Source organism: Candidatus Peregrinibacteria bacterium, assembly GCA_030700255.1.
Taxonomy (GTDB): Bacteria; Patescibacteriota; Gracilibacteria; order UBA1369; family JABINC01; genus JABINC01.
In genome coordinates, this window is the sequence record JAUYJN010000037.1 from 1 (window position 1) to 12336 (window position 12336).

General features: G+C 40.5%; 12 protein-coding genes and 1 other RNA gene. 7 read left to right on the top strand and 6 right to left on the bottom strand.

The features are described 5' to 3' along the window. The first annotated feature begins 181 nt into the window (after nucleotides 1–181). From Q8P68_04640 to Q8P68_04660, 5 genes are all read left to right on the top strand, one after another. Nucleotides 182–613 carry a putative toxin-antitoxin system toxin component, PIN family gene (locus Q8P68_04640; protein MDP4008450.1) on the top strand — a complete coding sequence of 144 codons (432 nt, stop codon included), beginning with the start codon at nucleotides 182–184 and terminating at the stop codon, nucleotides 611–613. A 182-nt stretch (nucleotides 614–795) separates the two neighbouring features. Beyond that, nucleotides 796–1223: a transfer-messenger RNA gene (gene ssrA, locus Q8P68_04645) on the top strand. Between the two features lie 85 nt (nucleotides 1224–1308). Next, a complete protein-coding gene (locus Q8P68_04650) occupies nucleotides 1309–2115 on the top strand; it encodes a hypothetical protein (GenBank protein ID MDP4008451.1) in 807 nt (268 codons plus the stop codon). A gap of 108 nt (nucleotides 2116–2223) precedes the next feature. Beyond that, a complete protein-coding gene (gene bcp, locus Q8P68_04655; GenBank protein MDP4008452.1) occupies nucleotides 2224–2688 on the top strand; it encodes a thioredoxin-dependent thiol peroxidase in 465 nt (154 codons plus the stop codon). A 10-nt stretch (nucleotides 2689–2698) separates the two neighbouring features. After that, nucleotides 2699–3652, top strand: a complete 954-nt coding sequence (locus Q8P68_04660; GenBank protein MDP4008453.1) for a serine hydrolase domain-containing protein — start codon at nucleotides 2699–2701, stop codon at nucleotides 3650–3652. On the opposite strand, the gene Q8P68_04665 is transcribed toward Q8P68_04660, so the two are convergent. Continuing rightward, entirely contained in the window at nucleotides 3630–4409 is a 780-nt protein-coding gene (locus tag Q8P68_04665) for a hypothetical protein (protein ID MDP4008454.1), read from the bottom strand. The genes Q8P68_04660 and Q8P68_04665 overlap by 23 nt on opposite strands. Before the next feature lie 53 nt (nucleotides 4410–4462). Here Q8P68_04665 and Q8P68_04670 point away from each other — a divergent pair, with 53 nt between their 5' ends. Next, nucleotides 4463–5005 carry a hypothetical protein gene (locus Q8P68_04670; GenBank protein MDP4008455.1) on the top strand — a complete coding sequence of 181 codons (543 nt, stop codon included), beginning with the start codon at nucleotides 4463–4465 and terminating at the stop codon, nucleotides 5003–5005. A gap of 2 nt (nucleotides 5006–5007) precedes the next feature. Continuing rightward, nucleotides 5008–5895 carry an FAD:protein FMN transferase gene (locus tag Q8P68_04675; GenBank protein ID MDP4008456.1) on the top strand — a complete coding sequence of 296 codons (888 nt, stop codon included), beginning with the start codon at nucleotides 5008–5010 and terminating at the stop codon, nucleotides 5893–5895. On the opposite strand, the gene Q8P68_04680 is transcribed toward Q8P68_04675, so the two are convergent. From Q8P68_04680 to mfd, 5 genes are all read right to left on the bottom strand, one after another. After that, on the bottom strand, nucleotides 5892–6698 hold the full coding sequence (locus Q8P68_04680; GenBank protein MDP4008457.1) for a hypothetical protein: 807 nt from the start codon (nucleotides 6696–6698) through the stop codon (nucleotides 5892–5894). The two genes, Q8P68_04675 and Q8P68_04680, sit on opposite strands and share 4 nt — an antisense overlap. 61 nt (nucleotides 6699–6759) lie before the next feature. After that, a complete protein-coding gene (locus Q8P68_04685) occupies nucleotides 6760–7329 on the bottom strand; it encodes a Fe-Mn family superoxide dismutase (protein MDP4008458.1) in 570 nt (189 codons plus the stop codon). 18 nt (nucleotides 7330–7347) lie between these two features. Next, complete coding sequence (locus tag Q8P68_04690; protein ID MDP4008459.1) at nucleotides 7348–7911, bottom strand: redoxin domain-containing protein; 564 nt, start codon at nucleotides 7909–7911, stop codon at nucleotides 7348–7350. A gap of 188 nt (nucleotides 7912–8099) precedes the next feature. After that, nucleotides 8100–8999, bottom strand: a complete 900-nt coding sequence (locus Q8P68_04695) for a patatin-like phospholipase family protein (protein ID MDP4008460.1) — start codon at nucleotides 8997–8999, stop codon at nucleotides 8100–8102. Between the two features lie 65 nt (nucleotides 9000–9064). Further along, entirely contained in the window at nucleotides 9065–12331 is a 3267-nt protein-coding gene (gene mfd, locus Q8P68_04700; protein MDP4008461.1) for a transcription-repair coupling factor, read from the bottom strand. Nucleotides 12332–12336: the final 5 nt, after the last annotated feature.

A 12336-nucleotide genomic window follows, 5' to 3' on the forward strand; every position in this document is an offset into this window, starting at 1 on the left:
AACAGCTGTGATGGTTCCTTTGCACACTGGAAAGGCAAGCTGGGGGTTCACAGAGGATTGGCGAAAAAAAGGAAGCAAAAGATGATGCATTATTTACTCGAAAATTCATAACATCAGCCCGCAAAAAATTCCCTTATCCCAAAAAATTGAATTCACTACTTGGTAAATAAACCTTCTGACTATGGACGTACTTTTTCTTGATGCAAATATATTTTTCTCAGCCGTCTACTCAAAAGTTGGGGGTTCAAATTATCTTTTTCAACTAGCGAATAAAGGGCTGTTCTCGATTGTCACGAGCGAATACGCCCTAAAAGAAGCTAAGATCAATATTGAGAAAAAACTTGGTAAGGAGAAGCTGCCTGATTTTTATAAATTAGTTGTTATTTTAACGGAGGTTGATTCAAAAAAAACTACAAGCAGGCAATTAGCCAATCTTCACAAGGCAATTGCTATGAAGGATGTTCCTATTTTAGCCTCTGCCATCAATTTAAAAGTAGATTTTCTTATCACTCTCGATAAAAAAGATTTCATGGGTAAAAAAATGGAGATTACCGATTTTCCTTTTGAGATTGTAACCCCTGGGACCTATTTGAACACTATACTGGACGCTTAGACGTGTGGAAAAGTCTGTTGATCCTAGACAATTACTGATTTTTAACTTAAAATACAGGTCCTGTAAAAAGGATAAGGATTGCTTGAAGGCAAAATGACAATGTTGCTTACGCAAAGAGTGAATGCTTCACGACCTTATTTCGCAACACAAGCTTACGCGTGTTGCATAGCTCCTTGAAAAGTGGGGATGTACATGGTTTCGACAAGAATGATAAAGAAATTCATATTGCGTGTACGGCGTCGCGCTGTCCGCCGGAATATCCGTCCAGCGCAAATCTAAGTGCTAACGCATTTAAAAACATTGCAGCTGCAATGAATAGAGAAGCCGCTTCTGTGGCACCATCTTTCGCATTCGCTGCATAAACCTTTCCCCTTTTTGGGAAAGTCGCTTCGCTCCGGACGTCTTATAAGGAAACGAAGTGTCATTCATAAGGCTCGAGGGTTTGTGTGTTAGTAGCGCAAAACCTCTAAAAATTACTACTAGAACTTAATTGTGGCTTTTGCTTGTTCTCTATCACTTTTAGGTTCTCAAACCAACAGAATAAGCTACACATGTAGACGTATGCGTTTCTCATTTTTGGACGGGGGTTCGACTCCCCCCATCTCCACCATATTAAAAAAACAAGTATAAAGAAGGCTATTGACAAACAACCCGTTTTTGCTGTTAACTGCTTTCTTGATTTTAATATTTTTTTTATGACACAATCTGCTACTGCTACGAATTTAGAATGTTCAATTGATTTGGAAGCAATTTTAACAGATGGAAATACGAACTATCCGTTTAATAACATTGCGACAACTTGCCGCTTGATGGAAGAAGCCGGGCTTCCTGAAAAGCTCGGTGGCGACTGTTATGACCAGGTCACAAGGATGATTGAGAAGATTAGAGGGGCTGGCCAGGAAGCGCTTTATATTGCGGCAGGGTATCATTTTGGAATCTTAACTGAGGGCAGCGAGCGGGCGTATCTAGATCCGACGTTAAGCATGCGAGACCCAATGTACCTTGATGAACTTTCTAGCGAAAAGCCTTTGCGTGCAAATACCTACCCGGTTGTTCAAGATAAATCCTCTTTTTTATCCGTTAATTTAACCGGTGATATTTTGCGAAGCGAATGGAACGTCCCACGCCCAGGCGTGGATGGAAATGCTGAAATTCCACGAATGGCAAGGCAAACAAATGAATTTGACTTAAGGCGAGCGACTGACGGCATAGACTATAACCCCGATGTTGTAAGGAAATTTTTTCATGACTATGTCAGAACCCTGGCCTGGAATACTGTAACTCCCGAGACTGGCGAAGTTATAACGTTAAGCCTAGGAGTTGAAGGTGCTGTTTCCGCAAGAAGTAGCGAACTTAAAAACCGACTTACAAGTGGAACTGATGACTGTGAGAAGCGTCTTCATATAGTGGCTAAGACGACAGGGCTAACCAGAGCTGAGCTTGATGAATTTTTAGAATTGGGGCAGGCGAAATTTAGAGAGTTAAAGGCCCGTCCTTTATAAAAAAATACCCTTAACAGTTTTTATGGGTAAACTCCAGCGAGATGTATAAGCTTTGTAAAAATTAAGTTTGATGGTATGTTTTTGATGTTATTTTTTAAAGATTTTTTTATGTTAAAAGTTGGGGATATGGCGCCGGATTTTACGCTGCAGGATCAAGATTGGGAACTTCATACGTTATCAGATTTTAGAGATCAAAAAGTTCTTTTGTATTTTTATCCAAAAGATGCAACCCCCGGTTGTACTGTCGAAGCGTGCAGCTTTCGTGACAATTTGAATATTTTAAAGGGCAAAGGTGTGCAGGTGCTTGGAGTAAGTACTGACTCGGTCGAATCTCATAAAAAGTTTGTTGCAAAGCATAGTTTGAATTTCCCACTACTTGCAGATATCGAAAAAGAGGTTTGTAAGGAGTACTCGGTGCTAGTAGAGAAATCCATGTTTGGCAAAAAATATATGGGACTTCAAAGGGATTCTTTCTTAATTGATGAGAACGGGAAAATTATTAAGCATTATGTAAAAGTAAATCCGCTCAAGCATGTGGCGGAGGTGCTGGATGACATAAGTAAGTTGAAATAATCAGCCAAATATGAATGATGAAAGGCTGCCTAAAGTTGTGGAGGGGGCGATGAATAAGGGTGTTTTTTCGGCCTGTGTTATTGGGGTGGTTGAAAATGGATTGTCCGATGTGCGAAGCTTTGGCGAGGCTTGTGAAGATTCAATTTTTGACGTCGCTTCAGTTACCAAGGTCGTGCCGACTTCGACTTTAGCTTTAAAATTAATCGACGAAGGGCGAATTAAATTAGATGACAAGCTGATTGATTATGTGCCCGAATTTGCAAATAGCGATCGAGAAAATGTGAAGATTTTTCACCTGCTCACGCAGGGCTTGGATTATGATTTTAGACTATCGGATTATAAAAATTTATCTGCTGATGAAATCTTGAATGTAATATTTACAACTGAATTTAAAAGTCTTCCAGGTGAAAAATATTATTATACAAATGCTACGAGTATTTTATTAGGGCTGGTGGTTGAGAATGTTTATGGAGGAGCTCTTGATGAGATTGCGACGAGAGAAATATTTGAGCCACTTGAAATGAATGATACATCTTTTCACCCTGAGGATTTGGATTTTGAAAGAATTATTGCAACGGAGTTTGATGACTGGCGAGGGCGCGAAATTCGCGGAGAGGTGCATGATGAAAGTTCTTGGAAATTGCGCGAAAAGATTGTCGCCGGCGCAGCCGGCGTGTTTTCAACGGCGCCTGATTTGCTAAAATTTCTTGAAGCGATCTTGAAAAAAGCTTTGCCATCAAGCCTTGGCTGGGAAACTTCAAAGCCCTATATGGGAGACCATCATGAAAATCGCATCGGCAAAACCGGTTTCACCGGCTCCGTAATAATGATAGATAAAGCCCTTCAAAAGGGCTTAGTAATACTCACAAACTACACCTATCCAAAAAGAAAACCTGACCTACCAAAGGGGAGAAATGATTTTTTTAAAGAGGTGGCAAATATTATTTTCGAGGATAAAGTATAAATCCGAAATTCAATAAATTCATAGCAGCTAGGGAGAGTAGCTCTGTATTGCTTGCGCCATAATACATGAGCGCTGGATAAACTATTGCGGTTAGAATTCCACATATTATTTGCTGATTTCTTTTGATCGGTGAGGTTTTTGGCTCAATCAACATAATTGCCGCAAAGAAAAATATGGTCCCGCTAGTAAATATAAATTCAAAAAACTCCTCTCCTTGTAAGAAATACACAAGCGCTGCATATGGAACCAAAAAGCTTACAAATAATGGCCATTTTTTCCATACATTGAGCCCTGAAAGCACCCAAACGAGAAGCAAAACAAGCGCCAAAGGCTCTTTAAATGAAGCTCCCCACCATGATATAAATGGACTCTCCATACCTGGTATCAACGCTGCAACGCTTACCAAAACCAAAAGTGCAAATACCGCCGGATTGATAATCGGTCGACCTTTCCATTCAAAGAAAAATTTAAAAATCACAGCTATAAATGTAGCGAGCAGAGAATAAATAAATTCGGCGATGTCCTCGCTAAAACCTAATATCAAGAAAATTATCAAACATGTAGCTATCGTATTCCAAATTGATTTTTTCTTTTTTGAAATTTTCTGAAGAACATAAAATAAAACAACTCCAAATCCAAGAGTTGCCAGTAAGTGCAAAATCACTTCATTGCTAAAATTAAAACCGGTAGCAACGACGCTATAAATTGATAGGAAGATTGTGAATTGTTGCAATGGGTTAAGCTTGTTTTTTAGCATATGTTGTGGGATATTTTTGTACGATTTATTAAATTTAGATTACCTTATATTATATGGAAAAAACAATACGTTACTTTTTGCTAATTATGATCGTAACCGGAGCACTTTTTGCGTATGGGTGCTTTGGCGATGAGCTTTTTGACTCGGATGTCGAGGATGGTACGGTGATGAGCGAAAAGAAGCCGGTTGCGCCAACCCCAGTTTCAACGCCTGAGCCTACGCCGAGGGCTATGCCTATGAATACCGAGAATAGTGCAATGATGGATGGCTCCACGCCTATGATGGAAATGATGCTAGCATATAAAAACGGGACATACTCAGCGGAGGCGGGCTACTTAAGCCCTGCGGGAAATGAGAGCATTTCCGTTTCTCTGACGCTTGATAACGATATCGTGACCGCAGTAAACCTAGTGCCCCACGCATCAAATGAAACGAGCATAAAATTTCAAAGCGCCGTAAAAAATGCAGCTCCCGCCCTAATCATTGGTAAAAAACTTACCGATATCGGCGCCTTCTCAAAAATAAGTACGTCTTCACTTACACTTATGGCTTTTAACCAAGCTATAAGTTCTATCAAGGCTTCTGCGAAAAACTAATTATGCTGATTTGCACAAATGCGAACAAAGAAATGATTGGAAGTATGTTCCAATTTTCTATCGTGCACGAGGATGGTTTTGACTGTGACGATCTTTTGGAAAAACTTTTTGCGGAAGGTGCGCGAATTGAAAATATGTATTCACGATTTATCGATAACAATGAACTGGCGGATTTAAATTCAAAACTTAATGAGTGGGCTGCTGTCAGCCTGGAGTTTTTTGAATTACTTACGTTTGCAAATGGTGTTTTTGAAAATACAAACGGCGCATTTGATATTACGGTAAAAAGTGTCTTGGATGGATTAGGGTACGACAAGGATTACACGTTTCAAGATGGAAAGCCCGGCAAGAGCGGCACCGTGGAATTAGATGAAAAAAATAAAAAAGTAAAAATCTCAGCACAAATAGAGCTCGGAGGGTTCGGCAAGGGGTATGCGATAGATCGCATGTCTGAAATTTTAATTTTGAACGGTTACGAAAATTTTTGCATAGATGGTGGCGGTGATATATTTTGCAAAGGAAAGGATGAAAAAGGTGAGGGCTGGAAAGTACACTTCGGACATCCGATACATCGTGATGAAGCTATAGGATTCACAGTTGCCGACGGATTCGCATGCACTTCGAGCAATCCAAATTTACGTAAATGGGGAGATGGCAAACATCACCTCATTGACCCAAGTAGCGGTAAGCCTGCGGCTAATATGATTGGAGTGTACGTACAATCGCCTACTGCGATGATCGCCGACGCTTACGCGACGGCGCTATTTGCAATGGGTTATGAGAAAGCTAAAGAATTATTAGAAGATAAAAAAATCCCCGTCGAGGCGATGATAATCAGCCCAACAGGGAAAGTTTTTAAAAGTGAAAATTTCAAAGGCGAGCTATTTTAACGAGCCGGTCGAACGTCAGTTCCTCCAACAGTCATTTCGCCTTGATGGTTGCCCCCTCCTACATTCATATTCCTTTGATCGTTGCCCCTTCCAACAGTCATTCTGGATTGAAAGTTGACCCCTCTGACATTCATATTCCCTTGAAAGTTGGCCCCTCCGACATTCATACATTCTTGAAGGTTGCTTCCTCCGACATTCATATTCCTTTGAACGTTGCTCCCTCCGACAGCCATATCTACTTGACAGTTGTTCCCTCCGACATTCATACATTCTTGAAGGTTGCTCCTTCTGACATTCATACCTTCTTGATAGTTGTTCTTTCTGACGTTCATATTCCCTTGATAGTTGCTCCCTCCGACATTCATATTCCTTTGAACGTTGCTCCCTCCGACAGCCATATCTACTTGAAAGTTATCTCCTTTAACCTTGCAACCAGCCATTTTTAAATCCCCTCCGACTCGAGCTCCATTCATACGCACTTCGTCGAAACTATAGCCTGATACATCCAAACTTACGCCATTAAACCCCGGGCATTCAAGCTGTGTCAATAAAAGACGCGCCTGGTCTTCCGTAATTTTCAAACCGTTATTAAGGTTTATACGAGCCTCAACTATTTGTTGCAGAATTTCCGGATCTGTACTTGCGAGTGTAAGTACCCTTTTCATAAAAGCTCTATCGGCCTTATCATCCTGGGTTATGTTGGGCATCCCTTTCTTTAATGCCTCACCCATAGGCGTACCTTCAAGCAAAGTCTTCAACGTAGGGCTTTGAAGAAACTCAAAAGACCTAGAATTATTTTTCATATTATATGATTTAAATAAGAAGTAATTCTAAAACTACATTCGGAATACGTCAAGGCGTTTTTTATATAAGGCGAGCATCCGCCACACTCCAATCAATAGCATTCATGAAGGCGGACATATAATCAGCTCGGGAGAGGGCGTAGTCTGTGATGAAGGCGTGTTCAAAAACATCCATGACAAGAAGGGGGGTGGCTCCTGCGAGATGCCCCGTATCATGCTCGTTAATCCACACGTTAAATAATGCGTTTTGATCTCTATCCCATGACAAAACGACCCAACCTATGCCACGCATTCCACCTATGGATAAAAAGTCTTTTTGCCAATTTTCCAAAGATCCCCAAGTGGATTCAATAGCTGTCTTGAGGCTTCCGTCTCCAAGTGGAGTGCCTCCGTTTTTCATATTTCCAAAATATAATTCATGAAGTCGCATACCGTTATATTCCCAACCAAACCTTCTTGTGAGTTCATTGTACTCCGGTGTACCCGCTGCATAAGTTCCGGCTCGAAGTTTGTCTATAAGTGTATTTGTTGCATTTACATACCCCGCATACAACTTAAAATGGTTGTTCAAAAGCGTGTCTGAAAACCCGGGGGTCCCAAGCAAGTATGAGTAATCTTTTTGAGTGTACATGGTCATTAAAGTTAAAAATTAAATTTTTCCAATCAGGTCTATTCCCGGTTTAAGAGTTTCTGCTCCCGGTTTCCAGTTCGCAGGGCAAACTTCACCGCCATGCTCACGTACAAATTTTGCAGCTTGAACCTTACGCAGGAGCTCCGCAGCGCTTCGTCCCACTGAGTTGTCATGTAGTTCGTATGCTTTCAAAACCCCATCCGGATCGATAACATAACTTCCGCGGAGCGAAAGCCCTTCGCTCGCAATCAACGTTCCAAATTGTCTGCAAATATTTCCGGTAGGATCTGCAAGCATTGGGAACTTTACTAAATTTATAGCCTTTGAATGATCCCACCACGCCTTGTGCACAAACGCCGTGTCCGTACTCACAGAAAGAATTTCAGCCCCTTCTTTTTGAAACTCTTCGTACAATTCTGCCATCTCTTTGAGCTCTGTCGGACATATAAATGTAAAGTCCGCAGGGTAGAAAAACATCACCACCCACTTGCCAGCGTAGTCAGAAAGTTTTACCTTTGCCATCTTGTTTGCGTGAAAAGCCTCCGCCGTGAAGTCTTCCACTTTTTCGTTGATTTGCACCAACTTTATTTCTTTTTCCATATTTTTTAATTAAAAAATAATAAATATTTTGATTCTTGATACTCGCAAAATTCTTCCATAAATTCAACCCCACTTTATAGACTTAATCAAAAAAATACAAATTTATCTAAGTCCCTCTTGAGGCTAAAATAGGTCTGACTAAAGCCTACCCTACCCATGCAAGGCTTATTTTAAGCATCAATACTTTCTAGAATCTCAATGGCTATGTCTTCGGCTGCGCGCCGTCCCTCATCATAAATATCCGCATACTGTTCAAAATCAAGCATTCCAAAATCACTAACCTCCGGGTGTATTACAAACTCAGGATTAATCATTTCCATAATTCTCTCCGCACTCCTTCTTTCCGTTATGGCTAACGCTCTCATCATCACATTAACCGGAAATGCTAATTTCAACTTAGTTTCTTTGATTCTGCCCTTCTTAATAGACAAATGGTACTTTTCTTCTTTTTTCGGCTGAACATAAAAATGATATATCATACCAGCCATATTTTGTTGGGACACATACGACTTAAGGTCGACCGCAATTATTATTTCAGCCCCCATTCCCCTACAAATATCAACCGGAATTGAGTTTACAACGCCTCCGTCCACAAAAAGCCGATCTTGATAAAACACAGGCGGGTAAAGGCCGGGTAGGGCGCTTGATGCCATTACCGCCTCTAAAACATTCCCCGAGTCGAACACGATCTGTTCTCCACTTTCCAAATCTACAGCATTTACACTGAGTGGAATTTTTAAATCTTTAAACTCCAAATCTTCCGGAATTAGCTTTTTAAGACTTCTTAAAATTGAGTTACCGCTAAAAATACTTCCATTACCAAACCCCAGGTCTTTTATGCCAATCGGTTTATGGTCCGCAAATTCTTTTACTATTTCAAGTAATTCTTCCGGGCTTTTCCCTTGAGCGATACCGGCCCCAACTATAGCCCCTATACTACATCCTGTAATGCAATGAATCGGAATCCCATGTTTTATCAGCACCTCGTAAGCGCCGATGTGTGCAAAGCCCCTTGCGCCGCCACCCCCTAACGTCAGGCCTACCTTTTTGTTTGTTTTACAGCTTTCCATCTAAAAAACATATAATACATCCAATTATTATACACGAAAAGGAGGCTTTTGTGGAGGGCTTATAGCTACTTCTTTTTTACACTACCTTGGAGGGCCTTCAAACTATCTTCGAGGCCTTTTACCCAGTCGCCCGTTAAGTCGGCGGTGCGGATACGAAGGCGGGTGCCGGTGATACGCCAGTTTGCGTTGAAGTTGAGCATGTTGATGATGTTCTCAGGTTTGATCTTTACGCCCATCTGCAAAACTATTTCTTGTTTTTCTTTCTTGTGAATATTTTCGGCCTTCACGTTGATGATGTGGGCGGTCTTTGCAAGAATCTTTAAATTTAGAACTGTGAATAAGTTGAGAACTTCTTTTGGCATTCGTCCATGTTCTTCAACTATATCGTTTTGAAGTTCGTCCAAATATTTCTTTGTGTCTGCATTTGAAAGCCTTTGATAAACAGATATTTTTTCTTTGGAATTCAAAATGTATTCATCCGGTATGTATGCGTTTAGAGGGACTTCAATTGTAACTTCCTCCTCGTCCTCAGCCTCTTGCAATCTGTCACCTTTACGACCCTCTTTTAGATCATCTACGGCCTTCTTTAACATGCGCATGAAATGACTTACCCCTACTACATTGATCGTTCCCGATTGATTTACTCCGAGCACATCTCCGGCTCCACGGATCTCTAGATCCTTCATGGCTATTTGGAATCCGGCTCCTAATTCAGACGCTTCAACTATCGCTCGGAGACGTTTTTTGGCATCCAGCTTTAGGCGTTCCGAATGGTATAGGAAGTATGCGTAAGCTTGTCGTTTTGAACGACCAACTCGGCCGCGCAGCTGGTACAGCTGCGCGAGGCCAAACTTCTCAGCGTTATTTACAATTAATGTATTTGCATTCGCAAGATCGATTCCGTTTTCAATAATTGTCGAACTAATCAATACATCAAACTCACCATCTTTGAAACTAAGGATTCTATTTTCCAGTTCAGCCGGATTTAATTTTCCATGTGTAACAAGAAATTTCGCCTCCGGCACAAGTGCCCGAAGCTTCTCCGCCATCGATTCTATCGTCTGAACTCTATTGTGCAAAAAATACACCTGTCCGCCGCGCTCTTTTTCTCGAAGAATCGCATCCCTGATAAGTCCGTTTGAATACCTCCTAACCTCCGTCACCACAGGAAGTCTTCCCGGCGGCGGCGTTGTAATCGTAGTTATATCCCGAAGTCCGTTCAAACTCACATTCAAAGTTCTCGGTATAGGTGTCGCAGTCAATGTAAGTATATCTATTTCTGATCTGAATTTTTTAAACTTTTCCTTTTGAGCGACCCCAAACCTCTGCTCCTCATCAATTATTAGTAATCCCAAACTTTTAAAATCAACATCATCCGAAAGCAATCTGTGAGTTCCAATAACTATATCAACCTCTCCTTTTTTTAATTTTTCTATTACCCATCTGTGTTTCGCCACCGTTTGAAATCGACTCAAAGCCTCTATCCTTATATTAAAAGCCTCCATCCTTTTCTTAAAAGATTTGAAATGTTGGTCCGCAAGGATTGTTATCGGTGCGATTACCGCCACTTGCTTGCCACCTTGCACACATTTGAACGCAGCCCTCATCGCAACTTCCGTCTTACCAAATCCAACATCCCCACATACAAGTCTATCCATTGGCTGGGGCGTCTCCATGTCGTTCTTCACGTCTATTATCGCCTTTATCTGTCCCGGAGTTTCTTCGTACGGAAAAGTTTCTTCAAATTGTTTTTGAAGATCCGTGTCATAAATAAACTTATGACCTTTAGCGAGCGCCCTTTTGGCATATAACTCTAGCAATTCTTTTGCTGTCTTTTCAGTTTCTTTTTGAACTTTTGAAGTAACCGTTTGCCACTCTGCAGATCCGAGCCTGGTCAGCTTCGGCTTACTATCCTCTCCAGCTATATACTTCGCCACCTTGTCCGCCTGATCAATCGGAACGTATAATTTATCATTTTCCGCATATCCTATCTTCAAATATTCACGTGTGATTTCGTCTATCGTCTTTTTATCAAGCCCCATGAAAAGTCCGATTCCATGATCCTGATGAACCACGTAGTCGTTTGGCTTGAGGGATGTCAAAAAGTCCGAAAATGCCTTTGTTGAAACCGTTCTCTCTGTTCCGGTTTCTTTGATTCCTATTATTTCCCTGTCTGTAATTACAAATATTTTTTCGCTTGGAGTCTGGAATGGCTCCGGGAAAACGTCTTCTTTTGCCATACCCACCAAAACAACCTCTCCGCCCCGCTCATTTGTTCTATCCAATTTAGCCAGCTCTGATGAGTAGGGAAGTTCCTTTTCTTTAAAAATCGCTTCAAGCTCTTCTTTATGCTTTGTAAAAAGAACCGTTTTCCATCCTGACAATCTTTTCTCCCTTAAATCCGAGATCATATCTAACACGTTCTGATACTTCAAAACTGATAAATAGTGCAAATGTTCATGATTCCCCTCATCCTCCATAAATGATGCAATTTCAAAAAACCTAACCTTTCCTTTGTACGATCTTACTAAAGTATTAAATTGCTCATAAAATTCATCAAATATCTCTAATTCATCTTCGACAACCAAATCTTCTTTACCTAAATAGTCCAGTAAAAAACCCTTTTTCTCACTTGTTATTGGCAACACTTTCAATATATCTGAGCCAAGCTCAGCCTTAATCCCTCTATACGTACCGAGTGCGTCTGAAACCTCTATTGATTCTATCTTGTCAAAACCAAGATTTATTTTCACCGGATATTGAAGATTTACCGGAAAAAGCTCTATAACTTCACCTTTTTTTATATATGTCCCCTTTTCAAGATGTTCATCTTCAGATATTTCATATCCGGCCTCTATAAGTTTATGAAAAAACTCAACCGTATCCACTTCGTCCCCTATTTTCATATTTATGGTTAATTCCTTTATCAATTCTTTCTTTGGAACTTTTTCAAAAAGATCTTCGTATCTTATTACCAGTGTATATGGACGATGCTCCATCAGTCGAGAAATCCTATCCATTATATGAATATTATTCATCCTTTCAACATCGCTATTGAACCTTAAATCCCCTTGTTTTAGTAATTCAAAATTTTCAACATCAGTTGATCCCCAAAATTCCAAATTCCTATTTATACTATCTTGCTCTGATTTTGTTGTAGTTAGCCAAATAACGTGCTGTTTTTTGAGCGGTAGTGATGTAAAAATAAATGCCTTTGACGAAAAATTTCCCGCTCCTGATATTGAGAGGTTTTCATATGTTTCGAAAATGTTAGCCAACGCCTTATTGTGATCCCCCGCAAAAAAAGAAGAGAATCTTAAAATTTTATCCATTCTTA